Origin of the sequence: Bacillus sp. CR71, from assembly GCF_003429245.1 — a bacterium.
Lineage (GTDB): Bacteria > Bacillota > Bacilli > Bacillales > Bacillaceae_G > Bacillus_A > Bacillus_A thuringiensis_S.
The window spans coordinates 3,779,048-3,802,244 of record NZ_CP031748.1 but is presented as its reverse complement, the minus strand read 5'-3'; the positions used below and the strand labels follow the sequence as shown (position 1 = coordinate 3,802,244).

Sequence of the window (23,197 nt, the reverse complement as noted above, 5' to 3'; positions counted from 1 at the left end):
GACGATTACTATGGCACAAAACATAAATCAATTAGCAGTGAATACACTTCGTACGTTATCGATTGATGCTATTAATGCGGCAAACTCAGGTCATCCAGGTCTTCCGATGGGAGCAGCACCAATGGCTTATGCATTATGGGCGAATCATTTAAATTACAATCCTAATCACCCAGAATGGTTTAACCGTGATCGTTTCGTTTTATCGGCAGGACATGGATCTAGTCTGTTATATAGCCTACTTCATTTAGCTGGATATGACGTTTCAATTGATGACTTGAAAAACTTCAGAAAGTTAAATAGTAAAACACCAGGACATCCTGAGTTTGGGCATACTCCTGGAGTTGAAGCGACTACAGGCCCGTTAGGACAAGGGATTGCTAATGCTGTCGGAATGGCAATGGCAGAAGCTCATTTAGCAGCGAAGTTTAATAAGGATGGTCACTCTATTATAGATCACAATACGTATGCTTTAGTCGGAGATGGTGACTTAATGGAGGGTGTCGCTTATGAAGCGATGTCAATGGCAGGACATATGAAACTTGGCAAGTTAATTGTACTGTATGATTCAAATGAAATTTCACTTGATGGTGAATTAGGCATTGCTTTCTCTGAAGATATTCAGAAAAGGGCAGAATCTGTACATTGGCAATATGTAAGAGTTGAAGATGGAACCGATGTCGATGCTATTACAAAAGCCATTACATTAGCGAAAGAAAATACGGATCAACCTACTCTAATAGAAATTAGAACCATTATAGGTTATGGAAGTCCAAAAGTTGCTGGAACGAATAAAGCACATGGTAATCCGCTTGGAGTAGAAGAAGCGACAGCGACAAAACAAGTGTATGGTTGGCACTATGAGGAAGACTTCTTTGTGCCTGAAGAAGTAACAGCTCATTTTAATGAACTGAAACAAAAAGGTATTGAAAAAGAGAACGAATGGAATGAGCAATTTAACGTATACAGAGAGTCAAACCCTGCACTAGCAGATGAATTAGAAAAAGCGATTACAGGTGAGGTTTTAATTGAAGCGAAAGACATTCTATCTTTTGATACTGAAAAAACAATTTCCACTCGTGTTGCAAGTGGGGAAGCTATTAATCATTATGTGAAATCGATTCCTTCTATTTTCGGTGGAAGTGCGGATCTTTCTCATTCTACGATGACAGATATAAAAGGTGAAGCAGTATATGCAGTAGAATCATATGCTGGACGAAATATATACTTCGGTGTACGTGAACATGCAATGGGCGCGGCAGCGAATGGACTGGCTCTCCATGGAGGAGTAAAACCTTTCGTAAGTACATTCTTTGTATTTAATGATTACCTTCGTCCATCGATTCGACTGGCTGCACTGCAAAAGTTACCTGTTACTTACGTATTTACACATGATTCGATTGCTGTAGGAGAAGATGGTCCAACGCATGAACCAATTGAACAATTGGCAGCGCTTCGAGCAATTCCTGGTCTAACAGTTATCCGTCCGTCAGATGCAAATGAAACAGCAAGTGCTTGGGCGTATGCTTTACAGCAAACGGATGGTCCAGTCGTTTTAGTACTGAGCCGTCAAAATTTACCGGTGTTTAATGAAACGAAAGCGAACATAGAGAATCTCTCTAAAGGAGCTTACGTATTAATACAAACAAATGAAAATCCGGATGTAATTTTAATTGCGACAGGTTCTGAAGTATCCTTAGCTGCTAGTGCGAAAGCAAAATTAGAAGAAGAACAAGTTTCTGTTCGCATCGTTGCAATGCCGAGCTGGGAGTTATTCGATCGCCAATCGAACGAATATAAAGAATCCGTTCTTCCGTCTTCTGTAACGAAACGAGTATCTCTTGAGATGGGTGTATCTCTAGGTTGGGAACGTTATGTAGGACAAGAAGGAAAAGTACTATCAATTGAAACATTTGGAGCTTCAGGAACTGGAGTTGAAGTCATGAATCTATTTGGATTTACGACAGAAAATGTTGTTCAAATTACAAAAAATGTGTTGAATTCTTAAGCTATGACTGTGAATACCTTTCTGTACATACTAACATTTCAGTGCTGAAAGGTATTCCAGATTGTAGTGATATGGATTTTTAATAAAAGATGATTTGAGGAGGAATTATATTATGCAAGTAGGATTAATTGGGTTAGGTAAAATGGGATTAAATTTAGGGAAAAATTTAATGGATCATAAACATGAAGTAGTAGCATTTGATTTAAATACGAGCGCAGTAGAAGAAATGAAAGAGTACGGGGCAACGGGTACATCTAGTTTAAGTGAACTTGTTCAGTCATTACAATCACCAAGAATTCTTTGGGTAATGGTACCACACGCTGTTGTTGATTCTGTTATTGATGAGGTTACACCACTTTTATCAAAAGGAGATATTTTAATTGAAGCTGGTAATTCACATTATAAAGAGTCTATCCGCCGATATGAGCAATTAAAGAAAGATGGCATTCACTTTATGGATGCAGGAACTTCTGGCGGAATGGAAGGCGCTCGTAATGGTGCTTGTTACATGATCGGAGGAGATCAAGAAGCTTGGGACATCGTTGAACCTATCTTCCGCGATACTGCTGTAGAAAATGGATTCTTATATGCTGGAAAAGCTGGTAGTGGTCACTTCTTAAAAATGGTTCATAACGGAATTGAATACGGTATGATGGCTGCTATTGGTGAAGGATTTGAGATTCTAGAGAAAAGTGAATTTGACTACGATTATGAAAAAGTATCAAGAGTATGGAACAACGGTTCAGTCATTCGTTCTTGGTTAATGGAATTAACAGAAAATGCATTTTCTAAAGATGCAAAATTGGATGAGATTAAGGGTGTTATGCATTCTTCTGGTGAAGGAAAATGGACAGTAGAAACAGCATTAGACCTTCAAACAGCAACTCCTGTTATCGCAATGTCTCTATTAATGCGCTACCGCTCATTAGACAATGATACATTTACAGGAAAAGTTGTAGCAGCTCTGCGCAATGAATTTGGCGGACATGCAGTAGAAAAGAAATAAAGTGAAACTTTAATAAGTAGGGGCTTCATTCCACACCAATCGGGCTTTTACGGGATAAGCATATTAAACATGTAACTCATCAACGTTTAAAAACTGGAGGGAATTAATCATGAAATTTTTTATTGATACTGCAAATCTTGAGGACATAAAAAAAGCATATAAACTTGGAGTTTTAGCTGGTGTTACAACGAATCCTTCTTTAGTAGCAAAAGAGGGCATTAAATTTGAAGACCGTATTGCAGAAATTTGTCAGGCAGTTCCTAAAGTTGAATCTGTTTCGGCAGAAGTAACGCCAGATGCTGTTACAGCTGAAGAGATGATCGCCCAAGCAGAAGAACTGATTAAAATTAACGGTGGCGATGAAAAAGTTACAATTAAACTTCCGATGACGTTAGCTGGATTAGAAGCTTGTCGCTACCTTACTGAAAAAGGTGTGAAAACGAATGTTACACTTATTTTCACGGTGAACCAAGCACTTTTAGCTGCTCGAGCAGGTGCAACGTACGTTTCTCCATTTTTAGGACGCTTAGATGATATTTCTGAAGATGGCGTATTATTAGTTGCTAAAATTGCTGAATTATTCGATGTTCATCAACTAGATACACAAATTATTGCGGCTTCTGTTAGACATCCAGATCATGTAACTCGTGTAGCGATGGCAGGTGCTCACATTGCAACAATTCCTTATAAAGTAATTGAACAACTTGCTATGCACCCATTAACAGACCAAGGTATTGAGAAATTTGCTGCTGATTGGGCGAAAGCGCCTAAATTATAATGAAGTGAAATGTTCACTAATTGCTTTTTTACGAGAGGGTCAATCTCTATGTGACTTCATCCTATAAACTTAATCTTGATTTTGACATCTTATTACGTGAAAACAGCAATATCATATAGAAACGATTCATTTTCAAATTAGTACAATAGATATGAAAAGGCCCCCTTATGAGAGTAAAGTTAGTTAGCACGTAATTCTCATAAGGGAGAGTCTTTTTTCGTATAAACCATGGTGCTCCCAAGTATGTATGCATAATTAGTAAAGAATTGAGAGTGTTCTTTTTTAATGGGATATTCTGAAAGGGGTTACATAGTGAGATCGAAATATATGATCGGTGTAGATATTGGGACAACTAGTACAAAATCGGTTTTGTTTTCAATTGATGGATCTGTTATTGCAAGTCATGGAATTGAATATCCTTTATATTCTCCTACGCCTGAAATAGCAGAACAAGATCCAGAAGAAATCTTTCAAGCGGTGATACATACGATTAAAGAAGTTGTGCAATCAAGTAATATACAAGCGGTTGATATTCTCTGTGTTTCTTTCAGTTCGGCAATGCATAGCGTTATCGCTGTAGACGAAGATGGAAATCCGTTAACGAAATGTATCACGTGGGCAGATAATAGAAGTGCAAGCTGGGCGGAGAAAATAAAGAATGATATGAATGGTCATGAAATTTATTTACGTACTGGGACACCTATTCATCCGATGTCACCACTTTCGAAATTAGTTTGGTTACAGAATGAGCGGGTAGAATTGTTCGCAAGAAGTTATAAATTCATTTCTATTAAAGAATATGTTTTCTACAAGTTATATAAAGAATATGTAATTGATTATTCTATAGCATCAGCGACAGGGATGTTTAATTTGAAATCTTTAAAATGGGATGAAGAGGCTTTACATGTTGCGGGAATTACAGATGACAAGCTTTCTAAACTTGTTCCAACAACGCACAGTTTAACAGGATTAGATGAAGAGCTTGCCAAAGAGATGAATGTACTTGTTTCTACGCCTTTTGTAGTAGGAGCGAGTGATGGAGTACTATCTAATTTAGGTGTAAATGCGATAGACCCTGGCGTTGTGGCTGTTACAATTGGTACAAGCGGTGCGATACGTGCTGTAACAAATCGTCCTGTAACAGATCCAAAAGGTAGAATTTTTTGTTATGCGTTAACTGAAGACCATTGGGTAATCGGTGGTCCAGTTAATAACGGTGGTATGATTTTCAGATGGGCTCGTGACCAATTGGGCACTTCAGAGATTGAACTTGCGAAGCGTTTAGGAAAAGATCCATATGAAGTACTTACTGAAATAGCAGCAAATGTGAATCCTGGATCTGACGGTTTATTGTTTCATCCGTATTTAGCAGGGGAAAGAGCTCCTTTATGGAATGCAAATGCACGGGGATCTTTCTTTGGACTCGGATTGCATCATAAGAAAGAACATCTTATCCGTGCTGTTTTAGAAGGAGTAATTTATAATTTATATACCGTTCTTCTCGCTTTAAAAGAGCTAATTGGCGAACCAAAAAAAATTCAAGCGACAGGCGGTTTTGCAAGATCGGAACTTTGGAGACAGATGATGGCAGATATTTTCCATCAAGACGTATATGTTCCTGAAAGTTTCGAAAGCTCTTGCTTAGGTGCTGCAATCCTCGGTTTATATAGTTTAGGTGAAATAGATACATTATGCGTAGTTTCTGAAATGGTAGGGGCAGATTTTCATCATGGGCCAAACATGGAAAGTGTGGAAAAATATAAAGATTTAACACCAATCTATATTCGTCTGTCTCGTCAATTGGAAGAAGAATATGAAAGTATAGCAGCGTACCAAAAAAAGTGGGTTTAAAAGCTATTTATCAAGAAAATATGGTAACGTATAAAGAGGTACTCCGATTTTTTAGGATACTCTTTCAACATAAAATATTTTAAGAAGTATGATGAACGAAAAATATAGGGAGAGAGGGTTATAAAAATGAAGGATAACAAAGAGTTTATTGGATATGTTGGAACTTACACAAAAGAAAATAGTGAAGGAATATATAAGATTACTTTAGACACAGAAGCAAAAAAAATTAGTAATGTAACACTTGCCGCTAAGCTGGATAACCCTACATATGTAACGATTAACCGAAATAATGAGTATCTCTATTCCGTTGTTAAGGAAGGAGAATCTGGTGGTGTAGCTGCCTATTCAATTGATAGTAAAACTGGAGAGTTAAAGGCAGAAAACAGACAAGTAGTAGAAGGGGCTTCTCCTTGTCATGTGAGCGTTGATAGTGGGAATCATACGGTAGTTACAGCAAATTACCATAAAGGAACGATTGAGTCTTTTGAAATAAATGAAGAAAATGGAACTGTAAATCCTGCTTCATCTATTATGGCGCATGAAGGTTCAGGTCCAAATAAAGAAAGACAAGAAAAACCACATGCACATTACGCGGGATATACTCCTGATGAAAAATATGTGATAGGTGTTGATTTAGGAATTGATAAGTTAATTACGTATGAAATAAAAGATAGTACATTAACAGAAGTGAATAGTTTATCTGTAAATCCAGGGAGTGGTCCAAGACACATTACTTTTCATCCAAATGGAAAATACGCTTATGTAATGACGGAGCTTAGTTCAGAGGTTATTGCGCTAACATATAACTCGGAAGAAGGATCCTTTACAGAAGTACAGTATATTTCTACTCTTCCAGAACACTTTGATGAAAATAGTCAAGGAAGTGCTATCCATATTTCTTCTGACGGCCGTTTTGTATATGCAGGTAATCGTGGTCATAATAGTATCGCTATTTATAGCGTAGATCAAAATTCAGGTCAGCTTACATTTGTTGAACATACATCTACAGAAGGAAATTGGCCGAGGGACTTTGTATTAGATCCCACTGAAAAGTTTCTTGTTGCTACAAATGAAAAGTCACATAATCTTGTGCTATTTTCAAGAGATGAATCTACAGGAAAGTTAACACTTTTACAATCTGATGTTGCTGTGCCAGAGCCTGTTTGTGTGAAGTTTTTAAATGTTTAAGTTGTGTTCGATATAATTTCATATACTCAGAAAACAATAAAAAGCAAAGCGATATCGCTTTGCTTTTTATTGTTTCTTTTTCGGTCTACGTACTAATTCGCCGCCGCAGTTTGGACAAACGTTGTGTCTTTCTTCTGTACATGGTGCGCAAAATGTACATTCATATACACAAATGTATGCTTCAGAATCTTGTTCGAGCGATTGATCGCAAATTTGACAGTTTGTTTTCATTTGTAGTGCCATAATAAGTCTCCTTTTAGTTAGAAAATTTATAATTTAATTATAATTCATTAAATAAAAATAGTCCTTTTCAATTGAAAGGAAATCGAATGATAAAGTTATGAATTGAAACGAAAGATGCCGGTTTATTTTAAAATTGATTATTTATTACAGTTGGAATATTATGAAATAGTCAAAAGACAACAGGGGGTATAGATTTTGACTAATCATAATGATCATTTAAAAGCAAACTGCGAAAAATGCTTCGGTCTATGTTGCGTTGCATTACCGTTCGCAGCATCGGTAGATTTTGCAGTGAATAAAGATGGTGGTAAACCATGTTCCAACTTACAATCAGATTTTAAATGTAGTATACATAAAAATCTTAGAGGAAAAGGTTATAAAGGTTGTACAGTATTTGAATGTTTCGGCGCTGGGCAGAAGATTTCTCAAGTTACATTTAACGGGGTTGATTGGCGGAAAGATGCTAAGCATGCGAGAAAAATGTATGATGCTTTTCCAGTTATGCATCAACTTCATGAAATGCTTTGGTATTTGAATGAAGCGATTCTTTTAAAGGCAACACAGCCAATTCATAAAGAGCTGAAGACCGCAATTGAGGAGACAGAGCGACTTTCGAATTTAAATCCAGATGAGTTAATGAAAATAAATGTTCCAGTGCATAGGGCAGAGGTAAACATTCTTCTTTTAGAAACGAGCGAATTAGTATGGAAGGAAATGAATACTGCGCGTAAGAAACGAATCATACACCGTGGTGCAGACCTTATGGGAGCAAATCTGAAAAAGAAAGATTTACAAGGTGCAAATTTAAGAGGAGCATATTTAATTGCGGCAAACTTAAATGGAGCAGACTTACGAGGGGCAGATCTCATCGGAGCAGATTTACGAGATGCAGATATTCGCGGGACTGATTTTACAAATAGTATTTTCCTGACGCAAGTTCAAGTTAATGCGGCTAGAGGGGACAAACATACGAAATTACCGAAATTATTGTCTCGTCCATCGCATTGGAGTGCGTAAAGAGTGAGGAGTATTTAGTGTGGATATATTTCAGTATTTAGAAGAGGTGCAAGAGGATGCCTTTTCGTTAGCAGTAGAGCAAATAGAAGCGAATTATTATGATATTTGTTGCATGTTGGCGTCTACAGAATATGCAGAACGAATTAAAGCAATTGATTTAGAGTCATATAAGGAAAGTATTAGAGTAGGTTTGGATGCAGCTGTAGAAATGGCTACTAATGAAGAAGCAAAGGCGATTTATTTTGAGTATGATCTTGATAACGAGTGGAATAGTCAGTTTTATCCCGCATTAACGGGCAGTAAGACCCCCACCTCAAAATTCAGCGAAAGCAAAGAAGTTACGTGGGAAGTCAACTGCCCGTAAAAGCCCGATTGGTTCAACTAATAATCAGTGGGGATGAAGAACGCCCCCACTGATTAAAGTTTCACTTTATATTTGTGAGGAATATGTTTCAATGGAAGAAGAGGACGATAATTGGGCTTCAGAATGGACATATAATATTGAGGGGCCGGGGTCTGTAGAATTAGCGGATATGTATAATGAAAATGGCTTTGACACAAGTGAAAAAGCAATCGGTATAACTTTATATTTAATTGCTAAAACGCTGTGTAGTTTTATAAGTGTACGTAGTGAAGTGCAAAGTAATATACCGATTTGTATTGGTTTTCACGACCAAGATCCAATTATACGAACAGGCAGAGACTAAGAATCTTTGCCTGCTTTTTATTTCTTTTCAAAAGTAGTAATTAAAACGCTACATATAATGAGAATACCACCAATGAAAAAGTTACTATTTAATGTTTCATTTAAGAGCAACCAACCAAGTAACGATCCAACGATAGGTTGGAAGAAGAAAAATAAGGAACCGATGCTTGCATCCAGTAATTCTAATCCTTTATTCCAAAGGAAAAAGGCACCTGCTGTTGAGACGATTCCTAAGTATAATACGCCTAATATTACGTACGTATTTACTGTTCCGATAGAGGCCGCTTGTAGCTCCCATATCATAAAAGGTGTAATAAAAAAGAGTGAAAAGAAAATTGCGTACGTTGTAATAACTAAGGATGAAAATTGGATTGAAGCGATTTTTACATAAATAGATAGTAAAGCCCACGTAATAGCGGCTCCAACTAAAATGATTGTTCCGATAAAATAGGAGCCGATTTCAATATCCCATCCGATTACGATAATGACACCGATTGTCGCTATTATAGTAGATAAAAGTCTACGAGCAGTTAGTTTTTCTTTCAAAATGAGCGCTGCAAATATAACCATAAATGCAGGTGTAGCTGATGTAACTAACGAGCCTGTATGAGCGTCGGATAATTTTGTTCCGATAAATTGGCATGTGATTGAAATGAAATAGCCGATAAATCCAATCCAAGCGAATAATAGCCAATCTTTTTTGCGAATGGTTGCTTTTTTCTTTTGCTTTTTCTCAGCTATTTTCAAAATGAAATACAAAACAACAAAAGCGATAATAAAGCGTAACCAAACGAGTGTCAGTGGTGGGATAAAATCGAGTATGTATTTGCTAACAACATACATACCACCCCATATACTTGCTGTTAGTGATAAATATATAGCTCCTAAAATTGTTTGTTTCATGTAAAGTACCTCCGTCTATTTTTAGGGTAATATGAGTTCCCTAAGACGAGGCGTAGTGTATGTGCTAAATGAATGCCCGTCTTAGTTTATAGACGGCCTACAGGCTGATCGTTTTCGAATGAAGTGTTGTAGTACATGAGTGCATTCCTCCTTCATATTTTATAATGATATTATAACTTAATTTTCAGTTTATTGTACTGGGTTATTTTTTTAGAAATAGAACGGTATGTTCTAAAATAAGAAAATTTGAAAAGAACAGGTGATTTCATAAATATATTTGGCTAGCACGTAATTAATGAAATTTAATAATTTAATTATATAAGTAGAATCATATTCTATAAGTTTAAGAAAATATATGAAGTTGTGTATAAATTGTGAATAATAAACCGTCACGTTTGACTGTACAGTTTATGTGTTGTATGATGTAAGTAATATAAACAAGGGGGGAAGATCGTTGGGAAGGTGTATCGAATCGGACAGTTGGCTCTCATGGCTCACGTGTCGAAACGAACGATTGATTATTATACGAATCTAGGTATCTTAAAAGCGGAGCGATCTCAATCTAATTATCGCTATTACGACGAAACAGCATTTGAGACATTACAATTTATTGAGAAGTGCAAAGAAATGCATATGCCGCTTTGTGAGATTAAAGAGAAAATCGAGGAGAAGAAGAAGCTGCTCGGTATCAATGAACACGTTTCGAAACAAGTGAATGAAGTGACAGACCATATTCACCGATTAGAAGTGGAGCTTACTGAGTTAAAACCGCTTTTAGATGAATTGACTGATTCACAACGTGAAAAAATATCGAAATCTTTATCAGGTCAAACGACAGCTTTAATACAGACACTTGCTCTATTATTATAGAATAAGTGAAATCCGACCTCTTTAATTTTTGTATCGGGCTATGTTTTCTAACAAATAAATAAGAAAACATTATAGTATACAGGAGGTGGACACCTTAGTTTTTTAACTAAGGGGATTCATTGGAAATATTTAATTTAGTCATGGTTGCGATTTTAATCGCATTTACTGGATTTTTCGTAGCAGCAGAGTTTGCGATTGTAAAGATACGTTCAAGCCGTATCGATCAGCTTGTTGCGGAAGGAAAACGCGGTGCTTTAGCAGCGAAAAAGGTAACAACAAATTTAGATGAATATTTATCTGCTTGTCAATTAGGTATTACAGTTACAGCTATGGGATTAGGTTGGTTAGGTGAACCGACAATCGAAAAGTTATTACACCCGTTATTTGAGAAATGGAACTTAAATCCTTCTATTTCATCAGTATTAACATTTGGTCTTGCTTTTATGATTATGACGTATTTACACGTTGTAGTAGGGGAATTAGCTCCGAAAACGATGGCAATTCAAAAGGCTGAAAGGGTAACGTTATTATTGGCAGGTCCATTAATGATGTTCTATAAAGTAATGTATCCATTTATTTGGGTATTGAACGGTTCAGCTCGTGTGATAACTGGTTTATTCGGTTTAAAGCCAGCTTCAGAACATGAAGTAGCTCATACAGAAGAAGAATTACGTCTTATCCTTTCAGATAGCTATGAAAGCGGCGAAATTAATCAAGCTGAATACAAGTATGTAAATAACATTTTTGAATTTGATAATCGTATTGCGAAAGAGATTATGGTACCGCGAACAGAAATCATTGGTTTCTACCTGGAAGATTCAGTAGAAGAACACATGAAAGTAATCCAAAATGAGCGATACACACGTTATCCGATTTTTGGGGAAGATAAAGATGATATTATCGGTATGGTCAACGTAAAAGATTTCTTTATTCGATATATGACCGAGGATCAAAAAGATTTATCATTTATTCGCTCGTATATGCGTCCGATTATTGAAGTGATGGAAACGACTCCAATTCACGATTTATTACTTCAAATGCAGAAAAAGCGAATTCCGATGGCTGTTTTATATGATGAGTACGGAGGAACAGCCGGAATTGTAACGCTTGAAGATATCTTGGAGGAAATCGTCGGCGAAATTCGTGACGAATATGATGAAGATGAAGCACCACCAATTCAACATGTGAACGAGCAACATATCATTGTTGATGGAAAAGTGCTTATCTCAGAAGTGAAAGATTTATTTGGATTACACATCGAAGAAGATGATGTGGATACAATCGGTGGATGGATTATGATGCAAAATCATGAAATCGAAGAAGGACAACACGTTGAGGCGGAAGGTTATGAATTTAAAGTGTTAGAAAAAGACGCTTACCAAATTAAACGTGTTGAAATTCGTAAGATGGAACAAGAACAAGAAGAAGAGAAAGCAGCAACTGTGTAAGTTGCTGCTTTTCTTCTAAAGTACAAAAAATGAGAACTTAGGAGCGGATATTTTGATTCAAGAAGCCTTACGTGTATATCGATTACAATTGTATGTGATCTTTAGTGGTTTACTACTTATGTGGACGATTACTCCGTTTGGAAAACAAGTGACAGGGTTTGGTATTGGATTAGCAGTAAGCGCCTATTGTCTTTGGTTATTAGCTCGCAGGGTGGAGAAACTCGGAAAAAGTATCGTAATGAAGGAAAAGGCTCCTGGGTTAGGAGTTCTAAACCGATTTGCAGCTGCCATTTTAGGAGCAATCATCATGTATGAAATTGAGCATGAAATGGAAATGTGGGCATTTGGTACAGGCATTTTAGGTGGTCACTTTTTAATGATTGCAAATTTAGCTTATGCGAATATGCAGTTAGTGAAAGAGGAAGAGGAAGAGAAGCAAAGGGAACATGCTTCGAAAAACATAGAGCTATGATGAAAGGGGCCTAATGGGGTTCCTTTTTTGTGTTTAAGTGAGCTAATGAAAGGAATCAATTTTACGACAAATATAATACGCTTCTTTTTTTCGTTTTTCAATAGTATGAAAAATAATGTAAAAAAATTTAAAAACCCATCGATTTCTAAAGGTTATGTATGTTATTATGACAAAAGACTTTTTGAAAGAGGTGGATACCAATGTTACAAGCGTTACTTATTTTTGTGCTTCAAATTATTTATGTTCCAATTTTAACAATCCGTACGATTTTGCTTGTAAAGAATCAAACAAGATCCGCTGCTGGTGTTGGATTGTTAGAAGGAGCTATTTACATTGTCAGTTTAGGTATTGTGTTTCAAGATTTATCAAATTGGATGAACATCGTTGCCTATGTCATTGGCTTTAGTACAGGACTTTTATTAGGCGGTTATATAGAGAATAAATTAGCAATTGGTTATATTACGTATCAAGTTAGTTTACTAGACCGTTGTAATGAATTAGTAGATGAACTACGTCACTCTGGATTTGGTGTTACGGTATTTGAAGGCGAAGGAATTAATTCTATACGTTATCGCTTAGATATCGTTGCAAAGCGCTCTAGAGAGAAAGAACTGTTAGAAATCATTAATAAAATTGCACCGAAAGCGTTTATGTCTTCTTATGAAATCCGTTCATTTAAAGGCGGATATTTAACGAAGGCGATGAAGAAGAGAGCGTTAATGAAGAAGAAAGATGAACATGCATCGTAAAGAAAAGGGGGTAGTGCAGCTTTAAAAGCATGGCATAATCCCAAAATAAAAAGAGAGGAATCAAGTTTGAAAAAGATTCCTCTCTTTTTTATGTATTATTTTTTTCTACTCTTTCTTAAATTAACAAGTAACCATACAACTTGAATAATTATTGGTAATATAAATGCAATTAATAAAACGATAAAGGCTATTAATTTCAGCTCAGGTGTTTGAGTAACACCGGTCCCATCAACCTCTCTTAGCAAAATGATAGCTGTCAATATCCCGAAAGCTATAATCCAAAATATGTTACCAATCCACCAATAAATCCATCTTCTTTTCATGCTAGCACCCCTTATATTTACCCACTGTTAAAAGTAAATTTTCGTTCGTTACATTTATAATGAAATGCCTATAAAATTAATTTTTTTTAACTGTATACCTAACTTGTTTAAAGGTTACCATTTCTCCATCTTTATCATCATCTTTTGTTTGCAAAAGTTGAACTTTTGGCTTGTAGTCCGTCCTATGAGCGTGTTCGATATCTTTAATGTTAAGCTTGTAGGATTCACCATTATTAATTTTTTTGTTCCAATACTTTTTTATTAGCAACATAAATAAAGGTCACTTTATTTTCATCAATGCCCTCGGTCTTAATTTCTAATTCATTATCTTTTGTTGTAATGGTTGGTGTTAATAATTCCATACTGCCGTTTCCAGTTTCTAAAGAATTTCCTGCAATAGCTGAACATCCGGATAATATGATTCCGGTGAATAGAAGAACAGCTAATTTCTGTTTCATAACATCCCTCAATTCCATGTGAATTTTGATTTTGGTATTGCTAGATTACTAGTGTGGAGCGTAAATGTTTAGTTAGTACCCTTTTAATTGTACCATAATATGTAAATTAAAACAGGATGTATATCCAATTTAAGGGAGATTGAAAAATTTACTGATTGTTGTAAATTCGTGTGTTTTAGCTTCTATTTCAATCGAAATGTAGACGAGAGAAAGAAATTTTTTTATAGAAATTATAATTTTTACATTTTACAATAATGATAGGGAATAGATGAATTCATTTACTTCGGAGGTAGTGATTTGAACATTAATGAGAAGGCAATTGAAATGTTTGAACAAAATAAATATGAGGAAGCAATGGAACTGTTTCAACAAGCAGTACATGAATCTAGAGACGTACAATCTCTCAATAATCTGGCTTGGATGTACTTTTATGAGGAAGAGAATGATGATAAAGCTCTTGAATTAATAAGAGAAGTTGTTAAGTTGAATCCTTCTTCATACTTTCCTTATAACATCTTAGGGGAAATTTACACGAAACAAGAAAAATGGGAAGAAGCGAAAGAAGTATTGCAAAAATCTATTTCGATGCAACCATCGGATGAAGCATTTCACAATGTAGCTGTAGCGCATTATAACCTTGGAGAGTTAGAAAAAGCTTCGGAATTTTTTTTGCGAGTTGCAGGGGATTCGGACTATATAATGTATAGCTATGTAAAATGCTTAATTGATTTAGGGCGAACGACAGAAGCGAAAGAGAAGTTAGATGCTTTTAACAGGAAATCTGATAATTTTTTAGGAGAAATTCATGTAGCAGATTTATATGTTGAGTTGAATTGCTATAACGAAGCAATTGAATGGTTCGAAAAGGGATACAAAGAAGTTTGGAAAAGTCCTAACTGGATTGGTAGGTTTGTATATGCTCTATATAAAGCTAATAATTTCTCCCGTATAAATGAAGTTATACAGGAATCTATCGAAGCGAAAACATCAGAAATAGAAGATGTTCAGAATGAAGAAGTAGAAGAAAACTGGACAGAAAAAGATAAGAAAGAGTTAATTGAGGAATATACAGAAGAGAATAATTGTTATAAAACAATGATAGAACGTATCAAATCTGGATATGTTCCAGGGTTAGAATTTGAAACTTATCATTTAGGGGGGTGCTATTTATTTGGTTGTAAAAGACATAATCATCTTGAATATGAAAAATAAAAAGATTCGACTGTCAAGTATGATGGTCGAATTTTTTTATTATAGGTTGCTTGTCTAAAGGTACCATTTCAATTGTAATGTGTTAAAGAGGTTTCGTCTCATTACATAGGTATATATCCTCTTTAGAGCTCCCTTTTTTAATATTTAAAATATGGAGTGAAATAAAACCAATAACTCCTATTCCGCCGAAAATAAGCCATGGTGTATACATTCCGTTTAAATTGGATGTAAACGATGTCCCGGTATAGTTACCGATGATAAAACCAAATGCGAGTGATAGTTGATAAAATCCGAAGAAAGTGGCTGTATATGATTCATTACTGTAATTTGCAATAGCGATATCAGCGTTAGGTAATACGAGTGTTTCACCGATTGTAAATAAAATTACACAAATAAAGAGCCAATATGGGTGTTGAAATAAAGGAATGAGTAAAAAGGAAATACTCATTAATAAAACACCGTATTTAATAATCGAAAGTGTGTTGTATTTGTGGAATAATTTTCGGAATAATACCATAAATATGACGCCTGTTATCGCATTTATCGTAATAACGAGTGTAGCAAGTTGATTGCTATTACTAATGTTTTTCATATGAAGTGGAAGTGCGACAGTAAGCTGAGTAAACATAATATAGAAGAAAATCATGATAAAGGAAAACAGAAGGAAAGACTTGTTTTGTAAGATGGCCTGTATTCCTAATGTAATAGACGTGTTTTCAGTAGTGACATGGAAGTGATTTTTAAGTAAGTAAAAGATAAAAGCAAATAACAGCATAAGAGATCCTGTTAGAGAGAAAGCGTAGAGTGGATCGAGTAAGAGTAAGAACCCTCCTGCAATTGGTCCGATTATTGCACCGCAATTAAAGCTAAGGTTTAAATATGTAAATAAATTTTTTCTCAAATGAGCTGGCTGTGAGCCAAATATAGCGCGAGCGGCAGGTTCGTAAAATGCAGTTCCGAAGCCAATAAGTGCAGAAGAAATAGAAATTGTATAGAAATCAGAGCATATTCCTAAAGCGATAAATCCGATTCCTCTCAAAAATAAACCAGCTATCATCATAATGATATAGCCTATTTTGTCAGCAATTAACCCTGAGAATAATGGGATAACTCGTGATGTAATTGTCATAACCGTCAACACTGTTCCTACTTGGACAGCAGAAAAATGAAGAAAGGTTAATAGATAAATAGCTAAAAATGCGTATACTGCAAAATACCCAAAAGACATAAAAAATGAAGAAATAAGCATGAAACGTATCGGTGTTGAGAAACTTTTCATAGAAATCCCCCTAATTATGTAACCAGTAAAATTATTTGATGGTTAACTATTTTATACTATAATTATACATAAAGTCAGAAAAAAGTAAATTTTAAGAAGAAGGTGGATCGAATTGAATCAAAACGCTCCAAATGAACTAGAATATATTCGGGAATTTTTAAATACATGGAGAATACCAAACGATACGAGAGAGCCAATTGATTTGCTGCAAACAAAAGAAGATATAAAGCTCTTTATGAAAGAATATTTTGATGAAGAGTTTCCATTTCATACGATAGAGGAATTAAGAGGTTTTCGAGAAGATATTCGGATGACAATTGAAGGCGAAGAATCATTGCAAAAATGGTTAGAGAAATACCCATTTCATGTACATATAAAGGAAGATATGAAAGGTATTACATATGAACCAGTATATGAAGAGAATGTGTATACAAAAGTGCTAAGCATTGTGTTAATGTCAATTCAAGAAAATGTGTGGGGAAGGTTAAAAGCATGTCCAGATTGTCGCTGGGTATTTTATGATCATTCGCGAAATGGAAGTAAAAGATGGTGCGGTATGTATGCTGGAGAAGAAGGAGGAAGAGCATGCGGGACGATTGCAAAAGTGAAAAACTACCGGGCGAAGAGAAAAGGGCGATCTGGTTATGATATGTAAGTAATATTAGAGAAAGAAAAATGGATGGGGGGAATGCTATGGAAGGCACACAAATGTTAGCTTTAAACAAAAAGTGTTGGGATACAGTTGCACCATATTTCTTTCAAGTGGATTGTTTACCGAAATATGGTCCGTATACGGCGTCTGAAGATGAGATTCATTTGTTCGAGTCAATTAGAAATAAAAAAGTTCTTGATATTGGGTGTGGAAGTGGAAGTGGACATTCGTTGCAATATATGGCAGAGCATAGGGCAGAGGAAGTATGGGGTCTTGATCTTTCAAGTGAACAAATTAAAACAGCGAATAAAACGTAAAAGCGTTGGAATCCAAAGTTAATATGCGGAGCAATGGAAGAAGAAGGAGATATTCAGAAAGGGTATTTTGATATTATATATTCCATTTATGCATTAGGTTGGACTTCAAATTTAGGAAAAACAGTAGAGTTTATATATTCCTATTTAAAGCCAGGAGAAAGTTTTATTTTTAGTTGGGAGCACCCAGTATATTCAAACTTACAGTATGGTACAGAAGAAGTTGCTATAAAGTCTTCTTATCATGAGGAAACGTCCATTACGTTTGAAACATTTAAAGGAGAAAATGTACAAGCGATATTATATAAGAGAAAAATAAGTACATATATAAATGAGTTAAATAGAGCAGGCTTTATAATTGAGAGAATAGAAGAGCCTGAACCATCGAGCTCGTTTGATGGAGAACTAGCTGAGCCGTCTACGAAATATTATTCTTTATATAAAGCTAGGATGGTACCAACTACTTTTATTATTAAGGCGAGGAAATAAATTGTTTTATAAAAAGAAGCCTATCGTTTCAAATAGTTGAAATGATAGGCTTCTTTATTTTTAAAAAAATAAGGTCAGAGGTGTACTTTTAAAAAAAAAATGCATTTCATATAAAAGGTGTAATGATTTTAGGGAAGGGGGATTGTTGTGCGTCATCATAAAAATTGCAAAAAATTCGGAGTGGCACTGCCTCTTCCGCTTATAGGTGCAACTGGTCCAACAGGTAATAGTGGCCCTGTAGGTCCAACTGGAGGGCATGAAGGTCCTGTTGGTCCAACAGGGATGACTGGACCGACGGGAGCAACTGGTCCCCAAGGTCCTCAAGGTATCAGGGGAATACAAGGTTCGCGAGGGACAACAGGAGCGCAGGGAATACAAGGAGCTGTTGGTGATACCGGAGAGCAAGGTATAACTGGTCCAACTGGCCTCCAAGGTGCTCAAGGATTAATCGGAAACCAAGGTCCAATTGGTGATATTGGAGTACAAGGATTAGAAGGAACACAGGGAGCTACGGGTCCTGCTGGTAGTCAAGGAATACAGGGCATACAAGGAATACAAGGGGAAGTAGGTGAGCGAGGACAAACGGGGGCACAAGGAATACAAGGAGAGAGAGGAGGAACTGGAGTTCCAGGGGTAACTGGTTCCCAAGGTCCTCAAGGTGTTCAAGGGATACAAGGAGAGCAAGGGGCTACTGGTATACAAGGAGAAGACGGCGCTCAAGGAATACAAGGAATTACTGGAGAACAAGGACACCAAGGTGATCAAGGGGCACAAGGTGTAGTAGGACCAACTGGTTCTACTGGAATACAAGGTCCTCAAGGTATAAGCGGAATAAAGGGAATAACCGGTGTAACAGGCCCTCAAGGTCCACAAGGAGTTCAAGGAATACAAGGAGTAAGTGGATCCACAGGTTTTCAAGGAGCAAAAGGAGTACGAGGGATAACAGGAGCAACTGGTCCTACTGGTACACAAGGCTCAGAAGGACCACCGGGTGGTCCGACGGGAACAACCGGTCCAATTGGTCCATCTAGTGGAGTGACTGGTCCATCAGGTCCACCCGGCCCGCCAGGAGGTCCAACAGGTCCAACGGGTGCGACTGGTTCAACAGGTGTAAGCGGAGGGATAGGACCAATTGGAGCGCAAGGAGTGCAAGGTATAACAGGTCCAACAGGTCCTCAAGGTGTAAGGGGAGCCCAAGGTTCCCAAGGTGTAGTTGGAGCAGTTGGAGTCCAAGGGGCACAAGGTCCTCAAGGTAACCCAGGTATAACGGGTCCAACGGGTGCAGAAGGTTCTCAAGGAATACAAGGTACGCGTGGAGTAACTGGTCCGACAGGTGCAGAAGGCCCTAAAGGTATTCAAGGTATTCAAGGTGTAATAGGCCCAACAGGTGCACAAGGAATGGTGGGAATACAAGGGATAGCCGGTCCAGCTGGTGTTACAGGAGCGGAAGGAGTTCAAGGTGAACAAGGAATCCGAGGAGCAACTGGTCCAGCTGGAGCGCAAGGTATACAAGGAGTACAAGGAATTCAAGGGGAAACAGGAGCAGCTGGAGCACAAGGTCCTCAAGGAGTTCAAGGGATACAAGGGACTACGGGATTGACAGGTGCACAAGGTGCACAAGGTCTTCAAGGAGTGCAAGGAATAATCGGTCCGACTGGAGCTATTGGTTTGCAAGGTCCTCAAGGATTACAAGGAATAACGGGTCCAACAGGAGTTCAAGGAGTGCAAGGAATACAAGGAGTGCAAGGAATAATCGGTCCAACAGGAGCACAGGGAATTAGAGGTCCCCAAGGAAATACAGGGGAGGTCGGTATAACTGGCCCTCAAGGAGTCCAAGGGGCACAAGGTAGTCAAGGACCCCAAGGCCCACAAGGGAATATTGGAATTACTGGTGCAACGGGTGAAACTGGAGCTACTGGAGCAACCGGGTCAACTGGACCACAAGGTGTGCAAGGTGTTCAAGGGATTACGGGAATACAAGGAATAACAGGAATGACAGGCGATATAGGTGCAACGGGTCCGCAAGGAATACAAGGTATACAAGGAATTCAAGGTTTGCAAGGCCCAATTGGAGCAAGTGGGGTGACAGGTGCTAGTGGTAGTATAGGCCCAGTTGGAGCGCAAGGTAGTCAGGGGCAAAACGGAGCGGTTGGACCAACAGGCGCAACTGGTAATGTAGGATCAATAGGTTTCTCGGGGATAGCAGGAGCGACTGGAGCGACTGGTTTACCTAGTGGGGGCGGTTATTTCTTTTCCACTGCAACGAGTACAATTACAGCGAATGCGCTAATACCAATTAATTCTGGTTCTACAATTTTTGGAGCAGGAGTTAGTTTAACAAATGCGACAACTATAACGTTAAGTACGCCAGGGATATATTTAATAAGTTATTATTTTCAAGGGGATGCAATTTTGGGGAATGAAACGATTTCGGTAAGGCTTGTTTTAAACGGAACGCAAGTCGCAGGGAGTTTTATTCTTTATGTTACAAAAGGTAATTTTATATTAGAACCAGCGATTTCAAATACGATGGTAATTGAAGTTACTTCTCCAAATTCCACTTTGTCATTACAAAATGGTCCATTAGCTATTGGGCATGTAACGACATTAGCGGGAGTAATAACAGCTAGCTTAAACATATTACAAATAGTTTGATGCGTTACAAACGGGAGGAGATGCTTGTGAAGAATCAAGATAAGTGTAGTAAGTTTCAAGCACCTATTCCTTTTCCGCCGCCAGGTATTACGGGGCCCACTGGACCAACCGGTCCAACAGGTGCTTTAGGTGGACCAACTGGACCGCAGGGAATACAAGGCGTACAAGGTCCAATCGGTCCAACAGGTCCGACAGGAATACAAGGGGTGCAAGGGGTACAGGGAGAAAATGGTCCAACAGGTCCAACAGGTTTAACTGGACCACAAGGCTCTCAAGGTAGTCAAGGACCTATGGGAGAACAAGGCCCACAGGGAATACAAGGTGTTCAAGGAATTCAAGGCGAAAGAGGTCCGACAGGTCCAACTGGTATTCAGGGAATACAAGGAATTCCTGGTCCAATCGGTCCAACAGGTTCAACAGGAATACAAGGCATACAAGGAATGCAAGGGGAAGTCGGTCCGACAGGTCCAACAGGAATACAAGGAATACAAGGAGTGCAAGGGGACAATGGTCCAACAGGTCCGACTGGAAATACTGGTATACAAGGTGTTCAAGGTAATTTAGGAAGTAGTGGTTTACAAGGTATAACAGGAATACAAGGAATACAGGGTCTAATTGGTCCAACAGGCCCAACAGGTTCTCAAGGAATCCAAGGGGAACAGGGGCCAATGGGGCCACAAGGGGAAACTGGTGTTCAAGGTTTACAAGGTCCCCAGGGAGAAATGGGGCAGGTAGGTCCAACCGGTTCTCAAGGAATCCAAGGAGTGCAAGGTGTAATCGGTCCGACTGGGGCAACTGGTTTACAAGGGGATACAGGTCCAACTGGATCAACCGGATCAACTGGGATAACCGGTCCGACTGGTTCTGCAACGGGTCCAACAGGAGCAACAGGTCCAACCGGTCCTCCGGGAGGCCCAACCGGTCCAACCGGTCCAGCAGGATCACCAGGGGGTCCAACAGGTCCGACTGGAGCAACAGGGGCAACAGGGGCGACAGGAGCAACAGGAGCAACAGGAATCCAAGGAGTGCAAGGAATACAGGGTCCAACAGGAGCAACCGGTTTAACAGGTTTGCAAGGGGTACAGGGGCCGATGGGGGCAACAGGTCCAACGGGTGACCAAGGCATTCAAGGTCCACAAGGGATACAAGGAGTAACCGGCCCGACAGGTCCGCAAGGTCTACAAGGATTACAAGGCTCAATCGGCCCAACCGGTCCGACAGGTCCCCAAGGAGTGCAAGGGGCACAGGGTCCAATCGGTCCAACCGGCCCACAAGGGGTTCAAGGTATACAAGGTGAGCAAGGAGTAAGGGGAGCGACAGGTCCAACTGGTTTACAAGGTCTACAAGGCGTACAAGGTCCGAGTGGCCCAACTGGCTCACAAGGAGTGCAAGGCGTACAAGGTCCGAGTGGCATAACAGGCCCAACCGGTCCTCAAGGAATACAAGGTATCCAGGGACCGCAAGGAAGTATAGGCCCAACCGGTCCTCAAGGAATACAAGGAGTGCAAGGTCCCCAAGGTCCAACAGGTCCGACAGGGGCAACGGGTCCTCAAGGAATTCAGGGAATCCAAGGTCCGATTGGTCCAACTGGTCCCCAAGGAATTCAGGGGATACAAGGAGTGCAAGGTCCAATCGGCCCAACTGGTCCAACCGGCCCTCAAGGTCTACAAGGAATAACCGGCCAGGCGGGCCCAACCGGTCCAACAGGAGCAACCGGTCCGACTGGAGAAACGGGTCCCCAAGGTCCTCAAGGAATTCAAGGATCACAAGGAGAAATGGGTCCAACGGGAGCAACCGGCCCGACTGGAGAAACGGGTCCCCAAGGTCTTCAAGGAATCCAAGGTCTCCAAGGGATAACAGGTTCGACGGGAGCAACCGGCCAGACGGGAGTGACTGGTGCCACTGGCCCGACTGGAATACAAGGCATACAAGGAATAACTGGAGCAACAGGGGGAACGGGAGTAACAGGCCCAACCGGCGCCACTGGTCCAACCGGCTTAACTGGAGCAACAGGATCATCTGCTATATCGACAGGTGGTGGCTATTTCTTTTCTACATCAACAAGCACAATTGCAGCAAGTGCCAATATTCCAATTAACTCGGGATCCACTGTATATGGAACTGGTGTATCTTTAACTAGTGCTACAACTGTCACAGTATCGACGCCAGGAATATATTTAGTAAGCTACTATTTCCAAGGGGACGCGACTGGTGGGAATGAAGTAGTATCTGTAAGATTACTATTAAATGGAACACAAGTAACAGGGAGTTTTATACAAAATGTAACGACATCAACTGTAGTATTGGAACCATCTATTTCAAATACGCTTCTTGTAAATGTAGCTAGTGCAAATTCAACGTTTATATTACAAAATGGCCCGCTCGGTGTTGGGCATGTGACTACAATAGCAGGTACGATTACGGCAAGTTTAAATGTAGTGAGAATATTATAAGAAATATAAAAACACAAGGAATGTCTTTTTAGACACACCTTGTGTTTTTGATGTTAAATGAACAATTTTTTATCCTGCATTAACGGGCAGTAAGACACCCGCTCCAAAATTCAGCTAGAGTAAAGA

18 protein-coding genes and 3 pseudogenes are annotated in these 23,197 nt (G+C 38.7%); 16 read left to right on the top strand and 5 right to left on the bottom strand.

Going from position 1 to position 23,197, the window contains the following annotated elements; translation table 11 throughout:
- Positions 1 to 10: 10 nt before the first annotated feature.
- From tkt to DOS87_RS19055, 5 genes are all read left to right on the top strand, one after another.
- Positions 11 to 2,005 carry a transketolase gene (gene tkt / locus DOS87_RS19075; RefSeq protein ID WP_098578386.1) on the top strand — a complete coding sequence of 665 codons (1,995 nt, stop codon included), beginning with the start codon at positions 11 to 13 and terminating at the stop codon, positions 2,003 to 2,005.
- A gap of 112 nt (positions 2,006 to 2,117) precedes the next feature.
- Entirely contained in the window at positions 2,118 to 3,011 is an 894-nt protein-coding gene (gene gnd / locus DOS87_RS19070) for a phosphogluconate dehydrogenase (NAD(+)-dependent, decarboxylating) (protein ID WP_001195925.1), read from the top strand.
- A 109-nt stretch (positions 3,012 to 3,120) separates the two neighbouring features.
- On the top strand, positions 3,121 to 3,789 hold the full coding sequence (gene fsa, locus DOS87_RS19065; protein ID WP_000667676.1) for a fructose-6-phosphate aldolase: 669 nt from the start codon (positions 3,121 to 3,123) through the stop codon (positions 3,787 to 3,789).
- A gap of 327 nt (positions 3,790 to 4,116) precedes the next feature.
- Entirely contained in the window at positions 4,117 to 5,640 is a 1,524-nt protein-coding gene (gntK, locus tag DOS87_RS19060; protein ID WP_003309728.1) for a gluconokinase, read from the top strand.
- Positions 5,641 to 5,766: 126 nt separating this feature from the next.
- Entirely contained in the window at positions 5,767 to 6,828 is a 1,062-nt protein-coding gene (locus DOS87_RS19055; RefSeq protein WP_000654322.1) for a lactonase family protein, read from the top strand.
- A gap of 66 nt (positions 6,829 to 6,894) precedes the next feature.
- On the opposite strand, the gene DOS87_RS19050 is transcribed toward DOS87_RS19055, so the two are convergent.
- A complete protein-coding gene (locus tag DOS87_RS19050; protein WP_001207874.1) occupies positions 6,895 to 7,071 on the bottom strand; it encodes a DUF1272 domain-containing protein in 177 nt (58 codons plus the stop codon).
- Positions 7,072 to 7,266: 195 nt separating this feature from the next.
- Between DOS87_RS19050 and DOS87_RS19045 the strand changes: the two genes are divergently transcribed.
- Both DOS87_RS19045 and DOS87_RS30650 read left to right on the top strand, forming a co-directional pair.
- A complete protein-coding gene (locus DOS87_RS19045) occupies positions 7,267 to 8,088 on the top strand; it encodes a pentapeptide repeat-containing protein (RefSeq protein WP_000181441.1) in 822 nt (273 codons plus the stop codon).
- Between the two features lie 19 nt (positions 8,089 to 8,107).
- Positions 8,108 to 8,795: pseudogene (locus tag DOS87_RS30650) on the top strand (hypothetical protein).
- Between the two features lie 17 nt (positions 8,796 to 8,812).
- Here the strand turns inward: DOS87_RS30650 and DOS87_RS19030 are convergent.
- A complete protein-coding gene (locus DOS87_RS19030) occupies positions 8,813 to 9,697 on the bottom strand; it encodes a DMT family transporter (RefSeq protein WP_000814767.1) in 885 nt (294 codons plus the stop codon).
- A 462-nt stretch (positions 9,698 to 10,159) separates the two neighbouring features.
- Here DOS87_RS19030 and DOS87_RS19025 point away from each other — a divergent pair, with 462 nt between their 5' ends.
- The 4 genes from DOS87_RS19025 to DOS87_RS19010 all read left to right on the top strand — a co-directional run bounded on the left by DOS87_RS19025 (position 10,160) and on the right by DOS87_RS19010 (position 13,236).
- The gene (locus DOS87_RS19025; protein ID WP_000285639.1) at positions 10,160 to 10,567 is read left to right on the top strand and encodes a MerR family transcriptional regulator; all 408 of its coding nucleotides are present in this window, start codon (positions 10,160 to 10,162) and stop codon (positions 10,565 to 10,567) included.
- A 119-nt stretch (positions 10,568 to 10,686) separates the two neighbouring features.
- Complete coding sequence (locus DOS87_RS19020) at positions 10,687 to 12,015, top strand: hemolysin family protein (protein ID WP_000402254.1); 1,329 nt, start codon at positions 10,687 to 10,689, stop codon at positions 12,013 to 12,015.
- A gap of 52 nt (positions 12,016 to 12,067) precedes the next feature.
- Complete coding sequence (locus tag DOS87_RS19015; RefSeq protein WP_000613871.1) at positions 12,068 to 12,487, top strand: ATP synthase subunit I; 420 nt, start codon at positions 12,068 to 12,070, stop codon at positions 12,485 to 12,487.
- Between the two features lie 200 nt (positions 12,488 to 12,687).
- The gene (locus tag DOS87_RS19010) at positions 12,688 to 13,236 is read left to right on the top strand and encodes a DUF2179 domain-containing protein (RefSeq protein WP_000938443.1); all 549 of its coding nucleotides are present in this window, start codon (positions 12,688 to 12,690) and stop codon (positions 13,234 to 13,236) included.
- 95 nt (positions 13,237 to 13,331) lie between these two features.
- On the opposite strand, the gene DOS87_RS19005 is transcribed toward DOS87_RS19010, so the two are convergent.
- On the bottom strand, positions 13,332 to 13,559 hold the full coding sequence (locus tag DOS87_RS19005) for a DUF3923 family protein (RefSeq protein ID WP_000830329.1): 228 nt from the start codon (positions 13,557 to 13,559) through the stop codon (positions 13,332 to 13,334).
- 76 nt (positions 13,560 to 13,635) lie between these two features.
- A pseudogene (locus DOS87_RS19000) lies at positions 13,636 to 14,017 on the bottom strand (hypothetical protein).
- A 297-nt stretch (positions 14,018 to 14,314) separates the two neighbouring features.
- Here DOS87_RS19000 and DOS87_RS18995 point away from each other — a divergent pair.
- The gene (locus tag DOS87_RS18995) at positions 14,315 to 15,229 is read left to right on the top strand and encodes a tetratricopeptide repeat protein (protein ID WP_001024467.1); all 915 of its coding nucleotides are present in this window, start codon (positions 14,315 to 14,317) and stop codon (positions 15,227 to 15,229) included.
- A gap of 82 nt (positions 15,230 to 15,311) precedes the next feature.
- On the opposite strand, the gene DOS87_RS18990 is transcribed toward DOS87_RS18995, so the two are convergent.
- Positions 15,312 to 16,508, bottom strand: a complete 1,197-nt coding sequence (locus DOS87_RS18990) for an MDR family MFS transporter (protein ID WP_000834868.1) — start codon at positions 16,506 to 16,508, stop codon at positions 15,312 to 15,314.
- A 112-nt stretch (positions 16,509 to 16,620) separates the two neighbouring features.
- Between DOS87_RS18990 and DOS87_RS18985 the strand changes: the two genes are divergently transcribed.
- The 4 genes and pseudogenes from DOS87_RS18985 to DOS87_RS18970 all read left to right on the top strand — a co-directional run bounded on the left by DOS87_RS18985 (position 16,621) and on the right by DOS87_RS18970 (position 23,071).
- Positions 16,621 to 17,163 (top strand): CGNR zinc finger domain-containing protein, encoded by a 543-nt coding sequence (locus DOS87_RS18985; protein WP_001072943.1) that lies wholly within the window; start codon positions 16,621 to 16,623, stop codon positions 17,161 to 17,163.
- A 38-nt stretch (positions 17,164 to 17,201) separates the two neighbouring features.
- Positions 17,202 to 17,963, top strand: a pseudogene (locus DOS87_RS18980) (class I SAM-dependent methyltransferase).
- A 147-nt stretch (positions 17,964 to 18,110) separates the two neighbouring features.
- On the top strand, positions 18,111 to 20,618 hold the full coding sequence (locus DOS87_RS18975; protein WP_142338062.1) for a collagen-like protein: 2,508 nt from the start codon (positions 18,111 to 18,113) through the stop codon (positions 20,616 to 20,618).
- A 20-nt stretch (positions 20,619 to 20,638) separates the two neighbouring features.
- Positions 20,639 to 23,071, top strand: coding sequence for a BC_3345 family exosporium-associated protein (locus DOS87_RS18970; RefSeq protein ID WP_208730108.1), 2,433 nt, complete (start codon positions 20,639 to 20,641; stop codon positions 23,069 to 23,071).
- The last annotated feature ends 126 nt before the right edge of the window (positions 23,072 to 23,197 follow it).

Coding starts and splice junctions, on each gene's coding strand:
- gnd (WP_001195925.1), top strand. CDS start 2,118: ATGCAAGTAGGATTAATTGGGTTAGGTAAAATGGGATTAAATTTAGGG.
- DOS87_RS19030 (WP_000814767.1), bottom strand. CDS start 9,697: ATGAAACAAACAATTTTAGGAGCTATATATTTATCACTAACAGCAAGT.
- DOS87_RS19055 (WP_000654322.1), top strand. CDS start 5,767: ATGAAGGATAACAAAGAGTTTATTGGATATGTTGGAACTTACACAAAA.
- fsa (WP_000667676.1), top strand. CDS start 3,121: ATGAAATTTTTTATTGATACTGCAAATCTTGAGGACATAAAAAAAGCA.
- DOS87_RS18990 (WP_000834868.1), bottom strand. CDS start 16,508: ATGAAAAGTTTCTCAACACCGATACGTTTCATGCTTATTTCTTCATTT.
- DOS87_RS19010 (WP_000938443.1), top strand. CDS start 12,688: ATGTTACAAGCGTTACTTATTTTTGTGCTTCAAATTATTTATGTTCCA.
- tkt (WP_098578386.1), top strand. CDS start 11: ATGGCACAAAACATAAATCAATTAGCAGTGAATACACTTCGTACGTTA.
- DOS87_RS19050 (WP_001207874.1), bottom strand. CDS start 7,071: ATGGCACTACAAATGAAAACAAACTGTCAAATTTGCGATCAATCGCTC.
- gntK (WP_003309728.1), top strand. CDS start 4,117: ATGATCGGTGTAGATATTGGGACAACTAGTACAAAATCGGTTTTGTTT.
- DOS87_RS19005 (WP_000830329.1), bottom strand. CDS start 13,559: ATGAAAAGAAGATGGATTTATTGGTGGATTGGTAACATATTTTGGATT.
- DOS87_RS18970 (WP_208730108.1), top strand. CDS start 20,639: ATGCTTGTGAAGAATCAAGATAAGTGTAGTAAGTTTCAAGCACCTATT.